The 20,727-nt window shown below is 66.0% G+C and carries 17 protein-coding genes; 5 read left to right on the top strand and 12 right to left on the bottom strand.

Going from position 1 to position 20,727, the window contains the following annotated elements:
* Positions 1–4: 4 nt before the first annotated feature.
* Together T331_RS0109640 and abc-f are read right to left on the bottom strand one after the other, a co-directional pair.
* Positions 5–1,669 carry a phospholipase C gene (locus tag T331_RS0109640; RefSeq protein ID WP_026439859.1) on the bottom strand — a complete coding sequence of 555 codons (1,665 nt, stop codon included), beginning with the start codon at positions 1,667–1,669 and terminating at the stop codon, positions 5–7.
* Between the two features lie 287 nt (positions 1,670–1,956).
* Positions 1,957–3,579 (bottom strand): ribosomal protection-like ABC-F family protein, encoded by a 1,623-nt coding sequence (gene abc-f, locus T331_RS0109635; protein ID WP_008495484.1) that lies wholly within the window; start codon positions 3,577–3,579, stop codon positions 1,957–1,959.
* 137 nt (positions 3,580–3,716) lie between these two features.
* Between abc-f and T331_RS0109630 the strand changes: the two genes are divergently transcribed.
* Positions 3,717–4,976: an Hsp70 family protein gene (locus tag T331_RS0109630; RefSeq protein WP_026439858.1), complete on the top strand. Its 1,260-nt coding sequence runs from the start codon at positions 3,717–3,719 to the stop codon at positions 4,974–4,976.
* 99 nt (positions 4,977–5,075) lie between these two features.
* Here T331_RS0109630 and T331_RS0109625 read toward each other — a convergent pair whose 3' ends face one another.
* The 7 genes from T331_RS0109625 to T331_RS0109595 form a co-directional block, all read right to left on the bottom strand.
* A complete protein-coding gene (locus T331_RS0109625) occupies positions 5,076–6,332 on the bottom strand; it encodes a glycerate kinase type-2 family protein (RefSeq protein WP_026439857.1) in 1,257 nt (418 codons plus the stop codon).
* A complete protein-coding gene (locus tag T331_RS0109620; protein ID WP_244876930.1) occupies positions 6,332–7,306 on the bottom strand; it encodes a D-2-hydroxyacid dehydrogenase in 975 nt (324 codons plus the stop codon). The genes T331_RS0109625 and T331_RS0109620 overlap by 1 nt, the downstream gene beginning before the upstream one ends.
* 29 nt (positions 7,307–7,335) lie before the next feature.
* Positions 7,336–9,228, bottom strand: coding sequence for a TRAP transporter large permease (locus tag T331_RS0109615; protein WP_081822202.1), 1,893 nt, complete (start codon positions 9,226–9,228; stop codon positions 7,336–7,338).
* Positions 9,228–10,256 (bottom strand): TRAP transporter substrate-binding protein, encoded by a 1,029-nt coding sequence (locus tag T331_RS0109610; RefSeq protein WP_026439854.1) that lies wholly within the window; start codon positions 10,254–10,256, stop codon positions 9,228–9,230. The genes T331_RS0109615 and T331_RS0109610 overlap by 1 nt, the downstream gene beginning before the upstream one ends.
* Before the next feature lie 193 nt (positions 10,257–10,449).
* A complete protein-coding gene (locus T331_RS0109605; RefSeq protein ID WP_026439853.1) occupies positions 10,450–11,451 on the bottom strand; it encodes a transketolase family protein in 1,002 nt (333 codons plus the stop codon).
* The gene (locus tag T331_RS0109600) at positions 11,448–12,284 is read right to left on the bottom strand and encodes a transketolase (RefSeq protein WP_026439852.1); all 837 of its coding nucleotides are present in this window, start codon (positions 12,282–12,284) and stop codon (positions 11,448–11,450) included. The genes T331_RS0109605 and T331_RS0109600 overlap by 4 nt, the downstream gene beginning before the upstream one ends.
* Positions 12,281–13,042, bottom strand: coding sequence for an SDR family NAD(P)-dependent oxidoreductase (locus T331_RS0109595; protein WP_026439851.1), 762 nt, complete (start codon positions 13,040–13,042; stop codon positions 12,281–12,283). The genes T331_RS0109600 and T331_RS0109595 overlap by 4 nt, the downstream gene beginning before the upstream one ends.
* A gap of 101 nt (positions 13,043–13,143) precedes the next feature.
* Between T331_RS0109595 and T331_RS0109590 the strand changes: the two genes are divergently transcribed.
* A complete protein-coding gene (locus tag T331_RS0109590) occupies positions 13,144–14,031 on the top strand; it encodes a LysR substrate-binding domain-containing protein (protein ID WP_026439850.1) in 888 nt (295 codons plus the stop codon).
* 150 nt (positions 14,032–14,181) lie between these two features.
* Here T331_RS0109590 and T331_RS0109585 read toward each other — a convergent pair whose 3' ends face one another.
* Positions 14,182–15,585 (bottom strand): UdgX family uracil-DNA binding protein, encoded by a 1,404-nt coding sequence (locus T331_RS0109585; RefSeq protein ID WP_026439849.1) that lies wholly within the window; start codon positions 15,583–15,585, stop codon positions 14,182–14,184.
* Positions 15,585–16,796: a putative DNA modification/repair radical SAM protein gene (locus T331_RS0109580; protein ID WP_026439848.1), complete on the bottom strand. Its 1,212-nt coding sequence runs from the start codon at positions 16,794–16,796 to the stop codon at positions 15,585–15,587. The genes T331_RS0109585 and T331_RS0109580 overlap by 1 nt, the downstream gene beginning before the upstream one ends.
* A gap of 171 nt (positions 16,797–16,967) precedes the next feature.
* Between T331_RS0109580 and T331_RS0109575 the strand changes: the two genes are divergently transcribed.
* The 3 genes from T331_RS0109575 to T331_RS0109565 all read left to right on the top strand — a co-directional run bounded on the left by T331_RS0109575 (position 16,968) and on the right by T331_RS0109565 (position 19,455).
* Positions 16,968–17,456 carry a hypothetical protein gene (locus T331_RS0109575; RefSeq protein WP_026439847.1) on the top strand — a complete coding sequence of 163 codons (489 nt, stop codon included), beginning with the start codon at positions 16,968–16,970 and terminating at the stop codon, positions 17,454–17,456.
* Between the two features lie 149 nt (positions 17,457–17,605).
* Positions 17,606–18,331 carry a GntR family transcriptional regulator gene (locus tag T331_RS0109570; RefSeq protein WP_026439846.1) on the top strand — a complete coding sequence of 242 codons (726 nt, stop codon included), beginning with the start codon at positions 17,606–17,608 and terminating at the stop codon, positions 18,329–18,331.
* The gene (locus tag T331_RS0109565) at positions 18,328–19,455 is read left to right on the top strand and encodes a mandelate racemase/muconate lactonizing enzyme family protein (protein ID WP_026439845.1); all 1,128 of its coding nucleotides are present in this window, start codon (positions 18,328–18,330) and stop codon (positions 19,453–19,455) included. Before T331_RS0109570 ends, T331_RS0109565 begins: the two co-directional genes overlap by 4 nt.
* Before the next feature lie 86 nt (positions 19,456–19,541).
* Here T331_RS0109565 and adhP read toward each other — a convergent pair whose 3' ends face one another.
* Positions 19,542–20,564, bottom strand: coding sequence for an alcohol dehydrogenase AdhP (gene adhP, locus T331_RS0109560; protein ID WP_026439844.1), 1,023 nt, complete (start codon positions 20,562–20,564; stop codon positions 19,542–19,544).
* Between the last annotated feature and the right edge of the window lie 163 nt (positions 20,565–20,727).

Below are 20,727 nucleotides of genomic sequence, written 5' to 3'. Positions count from 1 at the left end.
ATGGTTATTCGGCGTGCGCGGCGGTGCCGGTATCGGCATCCAGCAGCATCACATCGCTTCCCTTCGGCGCGGTCTTGAAATCGAACATGTCCATGATCGAGCCGGCATTGGCATCGAAGGAGCCACCGCCCAGGCGCGCGCCGCCCAGCCAGTTATCCTCGATGAATTTCACCACCGACGCCTGGTTGATCAGCTGATGGGCGATGAAGCCTTTCTTCGCGTAGGGCGAGATCACCATGAAGGGGATGCGCGTGCCGGGGCCGCAGAGCCCGTGCACCGGCTTGCCGGCCAGGCCCATCGGCTCGGTGCCGGACCCGCAGACCTGCTTGCCGTTCAGCGCGTCCATCGGGCTGAAGGAGGAGGTGGTCGGGGTCACGAAGGCATGGTCGTACCAGCCATCGGAATCATCATAGGTGATGATGATGGCGGTGTTCTTCCAATCCGGCTGCTGCATCAGGAAGTTGATGACCTTGACCACGCCCTCCTGCTCGTCCAGCGGATCGGAATAGCCAGCATGGGCGTCCTGGGCCGCGATCAGCTTCAGGTAGGAGACGGCCGGGTAGACACCCTTGCTGACCGCTGCCTCGAAATCCTTCAGATCATATTCATGATTGGCCGGATCGGGGCTGCCGGAGGGCGCGAAGCTGTAGCCGATATCGTCCAGCGCCGCCGGGCGGGCGTGGGTGTAGTTGGCGGTGGAGGCGTAATACTGGAACCAGTTATGGTGCGGGATATAGTCCGCGGTGGGGGCATCGACCGCGGTGGCGAAGCTGGAACGCTTGCAGCCGGTGGTGCCGTTGGGGTTGGTGAGGCCGAGATCGAAGCCGCCCATGAAGCCGCCCCAGGTGATCTTCTTCTGGTTCAGCAGATCGCCGATATTCTGGCCCTCCATCTTGAAGGTGACCGTCTTGCTGGAGCAGACATCGTAGGCGGGGTCGACATCGCCATCATCGGTGAAGCCGCCCTGCCCGTCCGGGTTCAGGTTCGGGGAGGTGCCGACCACCGGCACCGCGCCGTTGGTCTGGCCGGAGACCACCGCCAGCGCGCCGGGGGTGGAGGGGCCGTAAGTGTCGGTCCAGGCATTGTCGCTCATCGCGTAGTGCTGGGCGTAATTCCAGAGGGCGGTGACGGTGTTGCCGTCGAAATAGCCCATCACCTGGCCCTTGGTGCCGAAGGCGCCGGCGCCGCCGGCGCTGGCCTTGCCGGTATATTTGGGGAACAGGTCCATCTTGCCGTTATCGTAGGCTTCCTGCTCGGGCTTGTAGGCGTGGTTCTGGTCGGCGGTGGCGGCCTGGGTGCGGTCCAGCCGGAACGGGTTGGCGGCGCCGGCGCCGTTTTCCTTGTTGGTGAAGTTCGGGTTGTTGTTCAGCAGATTGGCAGTGACCAAATTATCAACCTTCTGGCCGTGCAGGCTGCCATGGAAGGCCGGCTCGCCGGCCGGGTTGGCGGCCTTCGGGTAGGTGGCGAAATAATGGTCGAAGGAGACGTTTTCGCCATAGATGATGACCAGATGCTTGATCGGCGTCGCGGTCGGCAGCGTGTCGGTGTACTGGGTCGCGGCGCTGGCGGAGGCCGGCGCGGTGGCGCCGAGGCTGGCGGTCTGCGCCGCCGCGGGGGTGATCGACGAGACCATCATGGAGGCGCACAAAAGAGCCCGGCGGATATTCATGGTTCACCTGCTTTGCAATATGACGAACTTACGGAGTGTTAATCCGAAGCGGCGTGGTAATCCCGGCAGGCCAGTCTGCGTGTGACGTATTTATGATTTGTGACAGCCGGGCCGCGTTATCGCCCGGTCCGTCACAATCGTCTCAGAGAGTGTTTCAAAAGTCGCTATGGTGAGTCGCCGAGTGGTGATTTGCGAGCACCGGCGCGGAGCGTACTTAAGGTACGTGAGCACCGGCGCGCAGCAAATCGCCGCTTGGCGGCCGCCAGAGTGGCTTTTGAAACAGCCTCTCAGCTATGCAGGCCGGGGGCTTCCTGGCCGGTGCGGGCGACATATTCGCTATAGCCGCCATCGTAGAAATGCACGCCCTCTTCCGTCAGCTCCAGCACCCGGTTGGAGAGGGCGGAGAGGAAATGCCGGTCATGCGAAACGAACAGCATCGTGCCCTCGTAATTGGCCAAGGCGGTGATCAGCATTTCCTTGGTGGCGAGGTCGAGATGGTTGGTCGGCTCGTCCAGCACCAGGAAATTCGGCGGGTCGAACAGCATCATCGCCATCACCAGCCGGGCTTTTTCGCCGCCGGAGAGCACGCGCACGCGCTTTTCCACCTCATCGCCGGAAAATCCGAAGGCGCCCGCGAGGTTGCGAAGCACGCCCTGCCCGGCCTGCGGGAAGGCGGCATCCAAAGCCTCGAAGATGGTGGCGGTGCCGTCCAGCAAATCCATCGCGTGCTGGGCGAAATAGCCCATCTTCACGCTGCCGCCGAGGGTGACGGTGCCGGCATCCGGCGCGGTGCTGCCGGTGACGAGCTTCAACAGCGTGGATTTGCCGGCGCCGTTGATGCCGAGCACGCAAGCCCGCTCCTTGCGGCGGATCAGCAAATCCAGATTGTCGTAGATCACCTTTGAGCCATAAGCCTTCGAGACGCCGCGCAGATTGGCGACATCCTCGCCCGAGCGCGGGGCCGGCTTGAATTCGAACTCGATGGTCTGGCGGCGCTTGGGCGGCTCCACCCGGTCGATCTTGTCCAGCTTCTTCACCCGGCTCTGCACCTGGGCGGCGTGGCTGGCGCGGGCCTTGAAGCGCTCGATGAAGGCGATCTCCTTAGCCAGCATCGCCTGCTGGCGCTCAAACTGCGCCTGCTGGTGCTTCTCGTTCAGCGCCGCCTGGCGGGCATAGAATTCGTAATCGCCGGAGAAGCTGGTCAACGCCCCGGCATCGATCTCGATGACCTTGTTGATGACCCGGTTCATGAATTCGCGGTCGTGCGAGGTCATCAGCAAGGCGCCGTCATACCCGGCGAGGAATTGCTCCAGCCAGATCAGGCTTTCCAGATCCAGATGGTTGGAGGGCTCATCGAGCAACATCACGTCCGGGCGCATCAGCAGGATGCGGGCCAGGGCGACGCGCATTTTCCAGCCGCCGGAGAGGCGGGCGACATCGCCGTCCATCATCTCCTGGGAGAAGCCGAGCCCGTGCAGCACCTCGCGGGCCTTGGCGTCCAGCGCGTAGCCGCCCAGCTCCTCGAAGCGGGACTGGACCTCGCCGAAGCGCTCCAGGATCTCTTCCATCTGCTCGAACTTGTCCGGGTCGGCCAGATCCGCCTCCAGCTGGGCGAGCTCGGCGGCGACGCTGCTCACCGGCCCGGCGCCGTCCATCACCTCGGCGACGGCGCTGCGCCCGGCCATCTCGCCCACATCCTGGCTGAACAGCCCGATGGAGATGCCCTTATCGACCAGGATATGGCCTTCATCGGGCTGCTCCTGGCCGGTGATGAGCCGGAACAATGTGGATTTACCCGCCCCGTTGGGGCCCACCAGGCCGATCTTCTCGCCACGCTGCAGGGCGGCCGAGGCCTCGATGAAGATCAGGCGGGCGCCGTTCTGCTTGCTGATATTGTCCAGGCGGATCATGAAACCTCGGTGGTGGGCGGTGGTCAGATGGGCGGCTGGCTCTTACCCCAATGCTGCTCTGCCGCAAACCGCCCTTGCGCCGGCGGCTCTTATGCGCTTGAACCCGGCTCCCTCAGCGTTCACCTCAAGGCTCCCGCATGTCCCGCATTTTCGGCATCGATTTCGGCACCACCAATTCCGTGGTGGCGGAGCTGGCGGCGGATGGGCAGGTGAGCAGCCGGGTGTTCACCCAGGACGGGATGAGCTTCGAGACCTTCCGCACCGTGCTGTGCTTCTGGCAGGAGGAGACCAAAGGCCGCCCGGCTTTGCGCCATGCCGCCGGGCCGGCTGCGGTGGAGACCTATCTGGAGGATCCGTTGGAGGCCCGGCTGATCATGTCCATGAAGACCTATCTGGCGCAGAAGAGCTTTACCCAGACGCAGATTTTCGGCCGCTCCTTCACGCTGGAGGAGATGATCGCGCTGTTTTTGAAGGCGCTGCTGGGGGAGGATAGAGAGGCGCGGATCGTCGCCGGGCGGCCGGTGCGCTTTGCCGGAGAGTTCGCGGATGATGCGTTCGGCGAGGCGCGGCTGCGCGCCGCCTTCGCCGCCGCCGGCCTGCCCGAGATCGAGACCGCTTATGAGCCGGAGGCGGCAGGCTATCGCTTCATTCGCGCGCTGGAACGCCCGGCGCATGTGCTGGTGGGGGATTTTGGCGGCGGCACGTCCGATTTCTCGATTTTGCGCTTCACCCCGGGGGCGGAGATGCCGATTGTGACGCTGGCCAATACCGGGGTGGGGATTGCCGGGGACAGTCTGGATTACCGGATCATCGACAACGCGATCTCGCCGCTTCTGGGCAAGGGCGATGAGTACCGGGTGCCGATGGGCAAGGATATGCCGATCCCGATCGAGTATTTCACCAGCTTCGCCAATTGGCACAAGCTCTCCTTGATGCGCAGCCCGAGGGTGCTGCGGGATATCGAGGAGGTGGCAAAGCTGGCGCATAAGCCGCAGAAGCTGCGCAACCTGCTGAGCCTGATCAAGGATGAGAGCGGGTATCATCTCTACCAGGCGGTGAGCCGGGCGAAGGCTACGCTTTCACGCGAGGCGGGGACCAGGCTGCGCTTTGAGCATGAGGATTTCACCCTGGACCAGGAGATCGCGCGTGAGGAGTTCGAGGGCTGGATCGCGCCGGAGCTGGGCAAATTGGATACGTGCATTCAGGCGGTGCTAGACCAGGCGGGGATGCAGGCCGGCGAGATCGACCGGGTGTTTCTGACTGGGGGCACCTCGTTCGTGCCGGCGGTGCGCGGCTTGTTTGAGACACGCTTCGGGGCGGAAAAGATGTCCGCCGGCGGCGAGTTTGTCTCTGTGGCTGAGGGGCTGGCGCTGATCGGCAGAGACCGCCAAGCCTAGTGTTACAAAAGTTTTTGGGGTGAAGCCCTTTTTTCAAAAAGGGCTTCGAAACCTTTGGGCCTTGGCAATGTCGCCGTCACAACCCGAGAGCCCTCCCTTTTATTTATCTATGTAAATCGCCCGGAAATCATTCACGTTGGTATGGGTCGGCCCGGTGACGATGGCCGCATCCACCGCCTGGAAAAACCCGTGCCCGTCATGGCGCTTCAGCGCCTTCGCCGCATCCGCCCCACGCGCCAGCGTGCCCGGCCGCCAGAGCGCCCCGGCGATTTCCTCGATGCCGTCGATGCCGTCGGTATCCGCCGCCAGGGCGGTGATCGCCGGATGGTCCTGCACCGCCAGGCCGAAGGCCAGCAGGAACTCCACATTGCGCCCGCCGCGCCCGGTCTCCTCGCCCTTGCGCAAGGTCACCGTGGTCTCGCCGCCGGAGAGCAGCACGCAGGGCGGCGCGAAAGGCTGGCCGCGCGCGGCCACCTGCAGCGCGATGGCAGCCAGCACCGCCCCGGTATCCCTGGCCTCGCCCTCGATCCGGTCGCTGAGAATATGCGCCTTCACCCCCAGCGCCTCGATCCGCTTTGCCGCCGCCTCAAGCGCTGCCTGCGGGGTGACGATCATGCGGGTTTGCACCCGCGCCAGCCGGGCATCGCCGGGCTTCACGCTCTCCGCCTCGGGGTTGTCCAGCGCCGCCTGAATGGAGGCGGGCAGGTCGATCTTGTAATGCGCCAGGATCGCCTTGGCGTCGGCGATGGTGGAGGCGTCCGCCACCACCGGGCCGGAGGCGATGGCGGGGGCGTCGTCGCCCGGCACGTCCGACATCAGCAGCCCCAGCACCGGGGCCGGATGCGCCGCCGCCGCCAGCCGGCCGCCCTGGCTGCGCGAGAGATGCCGACGCACGCAGTTGAATTCGGCAATATTGGCGCCGCAGGCCAGCAGATCCCGGTACAGAGCCTGGATCTCCGCCAGCGAGATACCGGGCAGCGGCAAAGTGAGCAGCGCCGAGCCGCCGCCGGAGACCAAGGCCAGCAGCAGATCATCCGGCCCCAGCCCTTCGGCGATGTCCAGGCAGCGCTGGGCGGCTTCCAGCCCGGCCGCGTCCGGCACCGGGTGCGCGGCTTCCACCACCTCGATCCATTGCGTCGGCAAGGCATGGCCGTAGCGTGTCACCACCAGCCCCTCCAGCGGGGCGCCGTAATGCGCTTCCACTGCCTGGGCCATGGACGCGGCGGCCTTGCCCGCCCCCAGCACCACCAGCCGGCCGCGCGGGCGCGGCGGCAGATGCGCGGCCAGGCTCTGCTTCGGGTCGGCGGCGTCCAGAGCGGCCTGGAAGGCAGCGCGCAGCAGCGCTTCCGGGGCCATCACGCCACCAGGTTCCGCGGCGTGCCGGCCAGGAAGGCCTCGATATTGCCGATAAGCTGGTCCGCCAGCGCCTGCATCGCCTCTTCCGAAGCCCAGGCGACATGCGGGGTGAGGATGAAATTCGGCAGCTCCATCAGCCCGAGCAGCGCATTATCCGGATGCGGCGGCTCGGGGCTGGTGACGTCGAACCCCGCCCCGGCGATCTGGCCGTTGCGCAGCGCCACCGCCAAAGCCGCCTCATCCACCAGCCCGCCACGGCCGGTATTGATCAGCAGCGGCTTGCGGGCCATCCGCGCGAATTCGGCGGCACCGAGCAGGTTGCGGGTGAGCGGGGTGAGCGGGCAATGCAGCGTGATCACGTCCGCCTGGGCCAGGAAGTCCGCGAACGGGGTGTAGCCCGGCTTGGCCTCCGGCTCGCCCTTGCGGCCGGCATAGATGATGTTCATGCCGAAGGCCTCGCCCAGCTTCGCCACCGTCCCGCCCAGCGCGCCGCCGCCGATGATGCCCAAAGTGGAGCCGGCGAGGTCGCGGATCGGGTAGTCGAAATAGCAGAACTGCCCGGCCTCCTGCCAGCGCCCGGCGGCGACCGAGTTGTGATAGGGGAGCAGGCTTCGGCGCAGGGCGAGCAGCAGCGCGAAGGTGTGCTCGGGCACCGTGTTCACCGCATAGCCGCGAATATTGGTGACGGCGATGTCGCGGGCGGCGCAAACGGGAAGATCGACAATATCCGTGCCCGTCGCCGCCACCGCGATCAGCCGCAGCTTCGTCGCGGTGGCCAGGCTTTCGGCGCGCACCGGCACCTTGTTGGTGATCACGATATCGGCTTCGGCGATGCGCGCCGCGACCGCGCTGGCCGGGGTGGCATCATAGCTCACCAGCTCATGCGGCTGGGTCAGGCCGGGCAGCTTCACGCTGGGCCCCAGCGTGCCGCGATCCAGAAACACCACCCGCAATTTATCGTTGGACAAGGCCACTCCCCTTCTCGTTTCGCGCCGGCGCACCCTCAACGCACCAGCGCCAGAGTGATCCAGGGCACCGCCGCGATCAAGAGCAGCCCCACGAACAGCGCGCCGACATAGGGCCAGATCCGCTTCAGCCCGGCATCGGGGCTGATCCGCGCGATCGAGCAGGCGGCGTAATAGCCGAGGCCGAAAGGCGGGGCGAACAGGCCGAGACCCATCGAGAGCACCACCACCATGGCGTAATGCACCTCGCTGATGCCGAGCGATTTCGCCACCGGGAAGAGCAGCGGCCCGAACAGCACCATGGCGGGTATCCCCTCCAGCACGCTGCCCAGCACCACCATCACGATGATCGAGACCAGCAGGAAGCCATAGCGCCCACCCGGCACGGACTGCATGAAATGCGCCACCGCCATGGAGAAATTGGACTGGGTCAGGGCCCAGCCCATCGCCGTGGCGGCGCCGATGATGAACATGATGGCGCCGGCCAGCGAGGCGGTTTGCACCAGCATCGGGAACAGCCGGTGCCATTCGAAATGCCGGTAGATCAACAGCCCCGCCAGCACCGCATAGGCGATGCCGATGGTGGAGACCTCGGTGGCGGTGGCGATGCCGTCCACCACCGCGAAGCGGATGACGAAGGGCAGCGCCAGGGCCGGAATGGCGATGGCGAATTTGCGCCAGACCGCCCGCGCGGGCGGCCGCGCCGGCGCATTCGCCTGCGGTTTGGTGCGGAGGCGCGCCACCAAGGCCAGCGCCAGCGCCAGCACCACGCCCGGCAGCAGCCCGCCGGCGAACAAAGCCGAGATCGAGACGCCGGTGACGGAACCGATGATGATCAGCACGATGGAAGGCGGGATGGTCTCGGCCATGGCGCCGGAGGTGGCGAGCAGCGAGACGATCTCGCCCTCATCGATGCCGCGGCGCTTCATCTCCGGCACCAGCACCGGGGCGACAGCGGCGAGATCCGCCGTCTTCGCGCCGGAAATGCCGGAGACCAGCAGCACCGCGCCGAGCAGCACGTAATTCAGCCCGCCGCGCACATGCCCCAGCGCCGCCGCCAGGAATTCGACAATGACATGCGCCATGCGGGTGGTAACCAGTAGATGGCCGAGCAGGATGAAAAGCGGCACTGCCAGCAGGATCATCGCGCTCATGCCCTGATCCATCGAGCCCGGCACCACCGCCAGCGGCGCGCCGCCGGTGGTGAGCAGATAGGCCACCGTGCACAGCCCAAAACAGAAGGCGATGGGCACGCCCGCCAGCACGCAGAAGGCCAGCAGCCCGACGAAGAACACCAGCAGATTCCAGTTGCCGATACTGCCCAGCAGCGGCGCGGCGGCGGCGAACAGCAGCGCGCCGCAGACCAGCACGGCGGCGGCCACCACCAGCTCACGCCAGCCATAGCGGGCCAGGCGCAGCAGGCAGACCAGCAGCATCAGCCCCGCCCCCACCGGCATCGCCCCGGCGCGGAAACTATCCGGCAGGCCCAGAGCCGGGGTTTGCACATACCATTGATTGGCCGCGTACTGGCAGGCGGGGCCGATCAGCAGCGCCAGCATCAGCGCCGGAGCCGCTACGCCAATGGCGTTCAGCCGCGCCCGCCAGACCGGCGGCAGGCGCGAGACCAAAGTGGTCATGCGCATATGGTCCTGCCGGCGCAGCGCATTCGCCGCGCCGAACATGGTCAGCCACAGGAACATCAACCCGATGATCTCATCGCTCCAGACCAGCGGGGTGTTGAAGACCGAGCGCGCGATGACGCTGACCAGAATCAGCGCCACTTCCGCCAGGACCAGCACCGCGCAGGGAATATCGATGACCCAGCCGAGCAGCCGGTCTGCCTTGCGCAGCAGATGATGGCCGATCTCGGCTTCGGCTTCGATATGGCTGGCCGGCGCGGGCTGTCCCATCTTCATGGCGCTGGCCGACATCAGCCCAGTGTCCCGGACACGCTCTCCAGCAGGGACCAGGCCTGGTCGCCGAACTTGGCCTTCCAGTGCGGGTAGAAATCGGTCTTGGCCAAAGCGGTGCGGAAATTCGCCTTGTCGACATCGAGGAATTGCAGCCCCTTGGCGGACATGTCCGCCTGCAGGGATTTGCTCAGCGCGGCAATGTCCGTGCGCTCATCCTTGCCGGCCTGGTCGAATTCATGGATCACCATCGCCTTCATCTCCGCCGGCAGCCTGTTCAGCGCCGCCGGGTTGCCGAGGATGAGATAGCCATCCCAGACATGGCCGGTGAGGCTGCAATATTTCTGCACCTCGTAGAGCTTGGCGGTGGCGATGATCGGCAGCGGGTTTTCCTGGCCATCGACCAGATGCGTCTGCAAGGCGGTATAGACCTCGGAGAAATCGATCGGCGTCGGGCTGGCGCCGAGGGCCGCGAAGAGCGAGGTGAGGATCGGCGCGGGGGGCACGCGGATCTTGAAATTTTTCAGATCCTCCGGAGTCTTGATCGACTTGGTCGAGGTGGTGATCTGGCGGAAACCATTATCCCAGCTGCGGCCGATCATGGTCAGCCCGGCCTTGTCGATGGATTGGCCGATATATTTGCCCAGAGCCCCATCCATCGCCTGCCAGACCTGGTCATAACCGTTGAAGGCGAAGCCGGTATTCACCACGCCGGCGGCGGGGACATAGGTGGCCAGGACGGAAGAAGCCATGTTGATGAACTGCACGCCGCCGATGCGCACCTGCGAGATCAGCTGCGCATCGGTGCCGAGCTGGGCGGCGGGGAACAGGTCGATCTTGATGCGGCCATCGCTGTTCTTGGCGATGCGGTCGATCGCCTCCTGGGCGCGCTTGTTCACCGGATGCGAGGGCGCCTGGCCGGTGGCCATCTTGTAGGTGAATTCGGCGGCCTGGGCGCGGCGGGTGAGAATGCCGAACAGCGGCAGTGCGGCGCCACCGGCCAAGGCGGTGCGGCGGGTGAGCTTGAGCGCGTTATTGTTCTTCGTCATGGTCTGCATCCTCCAATGGTCGCTCGGTTTTTGTGCTTTTGAAGCTTGTCTTTTTAAAACTCTTGGATCGAAACGCGGCTGGCGCCAAGGCGGCCGGCGCGGCCCGTCGAAGCTTTGAAATCCGGGGCCTCCCGCCGAATGGGAGGCCCCGGCCAGGCGCGGCCGGTTGGACAGGCCAGGCCACGCGAGAGGGTTACAGCCAGCCCTTGATCTGCCGCGCCACCGCCTCGGCGGAAATGCCGTAGCGTTCATGCAGGGTCGGCAGCGCGCCGGCATCGAGGAACTCATCCGGCAGCGCGATCTGGCGGAAAACCGGATTGATGCCGTTGCGCAGCAGCAGCCCCGCCACCGCCTCGCCCAGCCCGCCGACAATGCTGTGATTCTCGGCAACCACGACGATGCGGCCGGGCTTGGCGGCCTCCTCGATAATCTTCGCCTCATCCAGCGGCTTGATCGTCGGCACATGCAGCACCGCCGCTCCCACCTTGTCCTTGGCCAGCAGATCGGCCGCTTCCAGCGCGCGCATGGTCATGAAGCCGGAGGAAATCACCAGCGCCTCGGCGCCGTCGCGCAGCAGCGCCGCCTTACCGATCTGGAATTTATAGCCGTACTCATCCAGCACCAGCGGCACATTGCCGCGCAGCAGACGCATATAGACAGGGCCTTGATGCGCCGCGATCGCCGGCACCGCCTGCTCGATCTCATGCGCGTCGCACGGGTCGATGATGGTGAGGTTGGGGCAGCCGCGGAAGATGGCGATATCCTCCGTCGCCTGATGGCTCGGGCCGTAGCCGGTGGTCAGGCCGGGCAGCGCGCAGATGATTTTGACGTTGAGCTTTTCCTCGGCGATGGCAAGGCAGATGAAATCATAGGCGCGGCGCGCGGCGAACACCGCGTAGGTGGTGGCGAACGGGATCGCGCCTTCGCGCGCCAGCCCGGCGGCGGTGCTCATCAGAAGCTGCTCGGCCATGCCCATCTGGTAGAAACGCTCGGGATAGGCCTTCGCGAAAATATGCAGATCAGTATATTTCGCGAGATCCGCCGAAAGTCCGACAATATCCGGATTCTGCGCGGCCAGGGCGGTCAGCGCATTGCCGAACGGGGCCGGCTTGGTGCGCTGGCCGGGGGCGGCCAGCGAGGCGATCATCGCCGAGGTGGTGAGGCGCGGCTTCGCCGCCGCGGTGGTGCTACTCATGCGGGCTTCCCCTGGTCCAGAATTTCGAGCGCCTTCTGCCATTCATCCGCGTCGACGCGCAGAAAATGGTTCATCTCGCGCTCTTCGAGGAATTTCACCCCTTTCGCCATCTTGGTGTCACAGATGATGATGCGCGGCTTCGGTTCGCCAAGATTGCGCGCCGCATCGAAGGCATTCACCACCGCCTCGATATCGTTGCCATCCACACGCTCGACATGCCAGCCGAAGGCGGTGAAGCGATCATGCAGCGGCTCGCGGCTGGACATGGCGGAGGACGGGCCATCGGCCTGCTGGTCGTTCACATCGACGATGGCGATGAGATTATCCAGCTTCCAATGGCTGGCGGCCATCGCCGCTTCCCAGGTCGAGCCCTCATTCAGCTCGCCATCCGAGAACAGGTTATAGACGAAGTTTTTCGAATTCTTCCGCTTCAGCCCAAGGCAGAAGCCGACGGCGATGCCCAGACCATGGCCGAGCGAGCCACCGGTGATCTCCATCCCCGGCGTGTAGGCGGCCATGCCGGACATTGGCAGGCGGCTATCATCGGTGCCGTAGGTTTCCAGCTCATCCTCGGGGATCACCCCGGCCTCGATCAGCGCCGCGTAGAGGGCGATGGCGTAATGGCCGATGGAGAGCAGGAAACGGTCGCGCCCTTCCCACTCGGGGTCTTCCGGGCGGTAGGTGAGCGCGTGGAAATAGGCCACCGCCAGCACATCGGCGATGCCGAGCGCCTGGGCGATATAGCCCTGGCCCTGCACCTCGCCCATCCGCAGCGCATTGCGCCTTATGCGCCAGGCGCGGGTGGGCAGGGAAACATTGGAGATCTGGTTCAATGGATGAGCATCCCGCCGTTAACGTCGATCACCGCCCCGGTGATGTAGGAGGAGATATCGGAGGCCAGGAACAGGAAGGCGCCGGCGACATCCTTGGCCTCGCCCAGACGGTTGAGCGGGATGCCTTTCAGGATGTCGGTGCGCATCTGATCCGTTAGCTTGCCGCCGGTGATCTCGGTCTGGATCAGACCGGGGGTGACGCTGTTGACGCGGATGCCATCCGGCCCCAGCTCACGCGCCATCGCCTTGGCGAGGCCGAGCACGCCGGCTTTGGCGGCGGAATAATGCGGGCCGCCGAAAATGCCGCCGCCGCGCTGGGCGGACACCGAGGACATGCAGGCGATAGAGCCCTGCTTGCGCGCACGCATATGCGGGATGAAGGCCTGGCTGAGATACAGCACGCCGGTGAGGTTCACATCCATCACCTTCTGCCAGTTCTCCCCTCCGATCTCCATCAACTTCAAGGGCTGGGTGATGCCGGCATTATTGATGAGAATGTCCGCCTGGCCGAACACCTCCAGCACACGCTGCGCCGCGCCCTGGCAGGCCTGCGCATCCGTCACGTCGCAGGCGACACCCAGATGCGCGCCCTCAGGTACGGCCGGCAGGCTGGCGGCCGCTTCGGCGGCGGCTTCTTCGGTGAGGTCGAGAATCGCGATCCGCGCGCCCTGGCTGGCGAAAAGCCGCGCCGTGGCCAGGCCGATGCCGGCCTTGCTGGCCGCGCCCGAGATGATCGCCGTCTTGCCGCTGAGCAGCATGGTTCCTCCAATTTGGTTTTGTAAGGCTGAAGCTGCGCCAATACCGGGCTGCCGACAAACGCGATCTTTACATCCATGGATGAATTTGGTTCACATATAAAATGCTCAACAAAATCCCACTTCCGGCGCTCAGAGCCTTTGAATCTGCCGGGCGGCTGGGCTCGTTCACCGCCGCGGCGGATGAGCTGGGCTTCACGCCGAGCGCGGTGAGCCACGCCATCCGCAATCTGGAAGCGGCGCTGGGGGTGAAGCTGTTCATTCGCCGCACCCGGGCGGTGGAGCTGAGCATGGAGGGGGCGGCGCTGATGCGCGCGGTGGAGCGCGGCTTTGAGGAGCTGCGCCGGGGGCTGGAGACGGTCTCGCGCCGCACCCCGGCCTCGCTGCGGCTGCATTGCGCGCCGAGCTTCGCCGCCCAGTTCCTGGCGCCGCGTTTGCCGCATTTTCTCAACGCGCATCCTGGCATCGAGGTGCGGCTGGCGGCTGGCACCGATTATACCCGCTTCACCGCCGATGAGTTCGATGCCGACATCACTTACGGCCCGGTGACGCTGCCGGGGGTGGAGATGATCCCGCTCGGGCCGGAGACAGTGACACCGCTTTGCGCCCCGCCTCTGGCGGCGCGGATCACCAGCATCGCGGATCTTGGCGAGCAGACGCTGATCCAGAGCGACAATAAGCAGGTGCGCTGGCCGGACTGGTTCGCCATCAACGGCCTGCCGGCCCCGCCGCTGCGTGGCTTGCGGTTTGACCGCAGCTTTCTCGCCATTGCGGCGGCGGTGGAGGGGCATGGGGTGGCGTTGGAATCAACCTTGCTGGCGGCGAAGGAGCTGGCCACGGGCAAGCTGGTGGCGCCCTTGGCGGGGTGCTCGCGCAGTATTTCCTATGTCGGGCATCATTTTGTGTATCCGACGCGGCGGAAGAGTGCGCCGATGATCAGGGTTTTTTTGAACTGGCTGAATTCGGCGCTGGCTGAGGTGGAAAAAGGCTGAAAATCTAAATTTGCAAAAGTTTTTGGGGGTGTGGGGACTTTTTTCAAAAAGTCCCCACGAAGGTTTGGGGTGTTGACGACGGCGTTGCCTATGCCCCGGCGTTTTTGCCGCTTTTTTGAAAAAAAGCGGCACCAAAAAACTTTTGCACATTTAAGCGTGGGTTTGAGCCAGACGCCTCACCGCCCGCAAATCCTGCAAAAACGCCGCCTCCGCCGCGCGGCGCGCCTGCTCATCCGGCAAACGCAACAGGTAGGACGGATGCGTGGTGACAAAAGCCGGCCAATCCCCCAGTTGCGCCGGGCCGCGCGCCTGGGTGACGCAGACCGGCTGGCCGCCGACCGCCAGCGCCGCACTCGCCCCCAGTGCGACCACCAGACGTGGCCGCACCAGCTCCAACTCCTTCAGCAGCCACCAGCGATAATGCTTGATCTCCCCGGTGGTCGGGGATTGGTGCAGGCGATTTTTGCCGCGCTGCTCGAACTTGAAATGCTTGACCGCGTTGGTGATGTAGCATTCCGCCCGGTCAATCCCGGCCCGCGCCAGCATCGCATCCAGAAGCTGCCCGGCCGGGCCGACGAAGCAGCGCCCCTGCGCATCCTCCTCATCCCCCGGCTGCTCGCCGATGAAGGCGATGGCGGGCTGCATCACCCCCTCGCCCAGTACCGCGCGGGTGCTCCCGGCCAGGAAAGGCGGCGAAGCCGTGATGATCCGGTTCAGCGCCGCTAATGTCGTCGGCGTTTGCGCCGCCATCGCCGCCACCGCCTTTTGCGGGTCGCGTTTGGCGCTCATCGCCGCCGCGCGGGCAATCATCTCCTCCACCCGCGCCGGGGCCTGCGCCACCAGCTCTGGGATCAGCCGCGCCTCGGGCAGATTGCGCCAATATTTGCGCGGCATTTCCTTCTGCATCATCGCGGTGTTCAGGCGCGCCGGGTTGAAAATGCTTTGGTAATAATCCAGCCAGCCGGATTCGACCTCATCCCTCTCCGGCACATCGCCACGCTGGCCCGGCGGGCCGATTTCCAGCCGCGTGCCGTCCCAATGCAGCGTGCCCTCGGGCGTGAGGATGGACCAGACCAGGCTGCGGAAGCGATTGACGAAAAACCCTGAAGTCGCCTCCAGAATATGATGATCCGGCTCGAACCAGGCGAGGAAGCGCTCGCCCTGCGCGTCCTCGACGCGGCGGAAGCGCACGAAGGCGTGCATCTTGTGCAGATCCCGCCGCACGGCTTTCGCCAGCATCTCCAGCCGGTGGGTCAGCTTGTCGTGGCGCATCTCCAGCAGATGCGGCTCGCCATGGCGCAGCCGCCAGATCATTTCATAAAGCAGCGCATGGCGGGCCGGGTCGCGATGGCAGATCACCAGCCCGATCAGCTCCGCCGCCGCGCGGGGCAGGCTGAAGGCCGGGCCGTCCTGCGGCGGGGCAGCGCCGAACAGGCTGGCGCCCGTCTCCCATAGCACCTCGCGCGGCTTCACGCCCCGCGCCACCAGCCCGCGCACCGCGGCGCGAAAGCCGGGCAGATCCGCTCCCGGCGCCAGCGCGATGCGGGTCTGCATCAGAACAGGCTCGGCTGCACCGCGAGGCGCTGGCGCAGATCCAGCCGGTCGGTCTGCGCCGGGCGGTGATCCTCGGTGATCAGGAAGGGCAGCATGCGTTTCAGCCCGGAGCTGAGCCGCGCCACATCCGCCAGCCGCAGCCGCGAGAAGCGCCGCGCCGCGATGATCTTCTCCACCGCCCGCGCCCCCAGCCCCGGCACCCGCAACAGCATCTCGCGCGGCGCCTGGTTCACATCCACCGGAAACTGGCCGCGATTCTTCAGCGCCCAGGCGAGCTTGGGGTCGATCTCCAGATCCAGCATCCCGCCCTCGCCGCCGGCGGCGATCTCGGTGGCGGTGAAGCCGTAATAGCGCAGCAGCCAATCCGCCTGATAGAGCCGGTTCTCACGCTGCAGCGGCGGTGGTTTCGCCGGCAGCGCGGCGCTGACCGCCTGGTGCGGGCTGTAAGCGGAATAATAGATCCGCCGCAGCTTGAAATCGCCGTACAGCGCCGCACTTTTCGCCAGCACCGCGGCATCGTCCGTGGCATCCGCGCCGACGATGATCTGGGTGGATTGCCCCGAAGGCGAGAAGCGCCGCCGCTCCGCCTTGGCCTCGACGATGCGCTGCTGCATCTGCCCCATCGCGGCGCTGATCGCCGGGGCCTGTTTCTCCGGGGCGAGCCGCGCCAGGCTGGTCTCGTTGGGGAGTTCCAGATTGATCGAGAGCCGATCCGCCCACAGCCCGGCCTGCTCGATCAGCCAGGGATTGGCCTCCGGGATCGCTTTCAGATGGATATAGCCGGCAAAGCCGTGATCCTGGCGCAGCGATTTCGCCACCAGCATCATCTGCTCCATCGTGTAATCCGGCGAGCGGATGATGCCTGAGGAGAGAAACAGCCCCTCGATATAATTGCGCTTGTAGAAGGCCAAGGTGAGATCCACCACCTCCCGCACCGAAAAGCGGGCGCGCGGCACGTTGGAGGAGCGGCGATTGATGCAATAGGCGCAATCGAACAAGCAGTAATTGGTCAGCAGGATTTTCAGCAGCGAGACGCAGCGCCCGTCCGGCGTGTAGGAATGGCAGATGCCGGCCCCCGTGGTGGAGCCGAGCCCGCCCTTCCCCGCCGCGCGCTTCGGCGCCCCGGAGGAGGCGCAGGAGGCGTCATATTTCGCCGCATCGGCCAGGATCCGAAGTTTCGCGGTCAGGGCTGGGTCGAGAGAGGCTGTCATGGCGTTGTTCACGTTATGTTCTTGTAGCGCTCTTCGTCAAGTTCCGAATGAATCAGGCGGCGGCGAGCGCCGCGCTTGTCACGAAGCGATTTGCCCAGGCTGGCCGATGGCGCTAACCACGCGCCATCCTCCGGGCGCTGACGACCCGGCGGCGGCGCGAGGAGCGGGCATTTGAGTTTCTACTGGGCCTGGATTGCCTTCCATTGGGTTTTCATCACGGTGACGCTGATCCTCTGCGTCGTCGCCTCGATGCCGACACGCGGCTGGATGCGCCTCGGCGCCTGGGTGAAAGGCCGGCTGACCCAGCGCACCCAGTCCCGGCTGGAAGCCGCCCTCGCCGCCGCGCCGCAACCTTTCACCGCGCAGACCAGCTTTTTCGCCCGTGGCGGCGGGCTGGCGCTGGATGGCGGGCGGGGGCTGGTGTTTCTGGCCATACCGGAAGGCAAGGCGCTGCGCAGCCTGGTGGTGCCGGCCGCGCATGTGCGGGTCGGCGCGGTGCGCACATTGGTCGAGAACGGGTTTCAGCAGATCGTGCTGGAGCTGCAGGTGGTGGGGGACGGGCTCTGGCGCCTGCCCTGCGCGGATATGGACCTGGCCCATGACATGCAGGCCGCCCTGGCCGGCTTCGCCATGGCCGGCGGCAGCGAACAGCCGGCCTGAACCTCACCGCGTCGCGTCGGTCCGCGCGCATCTTGCCACCTCAAGTCGTATGGTCTATAGGATGACCGTATATCAAACGGGTTGCCGCCCTGAATAATCTCGGACGGCGCTCATACCATTATCGGGATGATGGGGGTATGTCCGCGCCGATGAGTATTCTCTCCACCGACAATCCGCTGCCGCTTTACGCCCAACTTTCCGAAGTGCTGCGCCAGCGCATCCTGCGCGGCATTTTCAAGCCCGGCGACAGGCTGCCCTCCGCCGAGGAGCTGGCGAAGGAATTTTCCCTGGCACGGGTGACGGTGCGCCAGGCGATCGAGCTGCTGCAGCGCGACGGGCTGGTGGTGGCGCGGCAAGGGCGCGGCACCTTCGTGCAACGCAACCCGGCCGCCGAAACCAGGCTGAAAGTGCAGACCACGCTGCGCGATCTCGTCACCATGCTGAAGGGCGACGAGATCCAGCTGCTGAACATCTCCGAGGGCCAGGCGGCGCCGAACCTGACCGAGACGGACGGCAAGCCGGCCGCCCATTATGTGCATATGATGCGGGTGCATCTGCGCGAGGGCACGCCTTACTGCGTGATCTCCATCCATCTCGACGAGGCGATTTTCCGCCGCGCCCCGGAGCGGTTTCGCAGCGAGCTGATGATCCCGCTGCTGGCCGCCATGCCGGAGATCGAGATCGCCCGCGCCCACCAGACCCTGACCATCGGCAGCGCCGACCCGGAGGCCGCCGCCTTGCTGAAATTGCGGGTGAATGCGCCCGTTGCCAATGTCCGCCGGGTCTTCGCGGCGCCGGATCGCACGGTGATCTATCTGGGCGAGGTGATCTATCGCGGGGATCTCGTGCAGCTGGAGATGGATCTGGTCTCGTGAGTGCCGCCCCCCGCATCGCCGCGCTGCGGGCCTTCGTCTATCGCTGCCCGATCGAACATCCGGTGACCACCTCCTTCGGGGTGATGCATGACCGGCCGATGGTGGTGGTGGAGGCGGAGGATGAGGAAGGCGCCATCGGCTGGGGCGAGATCTGGTGCAATTTCCCCGCCATCGGTGCCGAGCACCGGGCGCGGATGGTGGAGCGCGTGCTGGCGCCGCTGGCGGTCGGCCAGGAGGGCGTGCCGGAGGCCGTGTTCGCGCGGCTGACTGCCCGCACCGCCGTGCTGGCGATCCAGTGCGGCGAGCCGGGGCCGATTGCCCAGGCCATCGCCGGGGTGGATATCGCGCTCTGGGATCTGCGGGCGCGCCGGGCCGGGCAGCCGCTCTGGCGGCTGCTGGGGGGCGGCGATCCGCGCCTTTCGGTCTATGCCAGCGGCATCAATCCGGACAAGGCGGTGGAGACGGCGCTGGCGCAGCGCCAGGCGGGCTTTACCGCCTTCAAGCTGAAGGTCGGGTTCGGGCAGGCGCGGGATCTGCGCAATCTGCGCGATCTGCGCGCGGCGCTGGGCGAGGGCGCGAAGTTGATGGTGGATGCCAACCAGGGCTGGAGCCTGGAGGAGGCGGCGCGGATGCTGCCGCATCTGGCCGGCTTCGGGCTGGGCTGGGTGGAGGAGCCGCTGCGGGCCGACCGGCCCTGGGCGGAGTGGCGGCACCTTGCCGGGCAGACCGGCATCCCCCTGGCGGCGGGGGAGAATCTGCTCGGGCAGGAGGGCTTCGCGGCCGCTCTGGCCTCCCGCGCTGTGGCGGTCATGCAGCCGGACATCGCCAAATGGGGCGGGTTTTCCGGGTGCCTGCCGGTGGCGCGCGCGGCGCTGGCGGCGGGGCTGATTTATTGCCCGCATTGGCTGGGCGGCGGGCTGGGGCTGCTGGCCTCGGCGCATCTGCTGGCGGCGGTAGGGGGTGAGGGAATGCTGGAGATCGATTCCAACCCGAACGCGCTGCGCGAGATGAGCTGCGGCCCGCTGGCGCGGATCACCCAGGGCCACGCCACACTGAGCGAGGCGCCGGGGCTGGGGATTGTCCCGGACCTGGTGGCGCTGGGCGCGTACCGGGTGGGGCATTAAAACGCAACGAGCGGAGGACCGTGGGGAGTTTTTGAAAAAACGCCCCACACCCCCAAAAACTTTTGCGCGGTTTCAGGTCGGGTGTTTCAGAGCTTCAGCACCACCCGGCCATCGATGCCGCCCTGCTCCATGCGCTCGAAGATCTGGTTGATATTTTCCAGGCTGTCCCAGGAGAAATGCGCCGCCACCTTGCCCTCGCCGGCGAACTCCAGCGCCTCTTCCAGATCCTGCCTGGTGCCGACGATAGAGCCGCGCACGGTGATGCGTTTGAGCACCGTCTCGAAGATCGGCAGGCTGAAGCGCCCCGGCGGCAGCCCCACCAGCGCCATGGTGCCGTGGGCGCGCAACAGCCCGTAGGCCTGCTCGAACGCCACCGGCGAGACCGCGGTGACCAGCGCCCCGTGAACACCGCCGCTGCGCTGCGTGAAGCTGGCCAGTGCCTCGGCATCGCGCGCATCCAGCGTCACATCCGCGCCGAGCTGCCGGGCAAGGGCCAGCTTGTCGGGGTGGATATCGACCGCCGCCACATGCATGCCCATCGCCTTGGCATATTGCACGGCCATGTGGCCGAGCCCGCCGACGCCCGAGATCAGCACCCATTCGCCGGGCTTCACCTCGGTTTCCTTCAGCCCTTTATAGGTCGTCACGCCGGCGCAGAGCACCGGGGCCGCCGGCCCATCCTCCAGCCCGGCCGGAATCCGGCCGACATAATTCGGGTCCGCCAGCGCGTATTCGGCGAAACTGCCATTCACCGAATAGCCGGAATTCTGCTGGTCGGCGCACAACGTCTCCCAGCCGGTGCGGCAATGCGGGCAATAGCCGCAGGCGCTGTGCAGCCAGGGAATGCCGACCCGGTCGCCCTCCTTCACCCGCTTCACCCCGCGCCCGACCGCCGCGACCATCCCCACCCCCTCATGGCCGGGGATGAAAGGCGGGGTTGGGCGCACCGGCCAATCGCCCCGGGCGGCGTGCAGATCCGTGTGGCAGACCCCGGTCGCGCTCAGCCGCACCAGAATCTGCCCTTCCGCCGGGTCCGGCACCGGCCAGTCCTCGATCGTCAACGGTTTTGTGAAGTCCCGCACAATGGCGGCTTTCATCATCTTCGCCACGCGCTCTCTCCTTTGCGGTTGCAGCGAATTCCACTGAATCCCGCCCCGCGCCGCGGCGCCATGACCCAGATCAAGTCCGCCTTTTCCGCCCCTCCCACCGGGGCCGGTCCGAAAGCGATCTTGGCGCGTATCGAATTATTGAATAAATTCGATTACAGGTAGA

Origin of the sequence: Acidocella facilis ATCC 35904, assembly GCF_000687875.1 — a bacterium.
Taxonomy (GTDB): domain Bacteria; phylum Pseudomonadota; class Alphaproteobacteria; order Acetobacterales; family Acetobacteraceae; genus Acidocella; species Acidocella facilis.
Note: the sequence above shows the minus strand (reverse complement) of the source record. Positions and strands in the feature narration are given on the sequence as shown.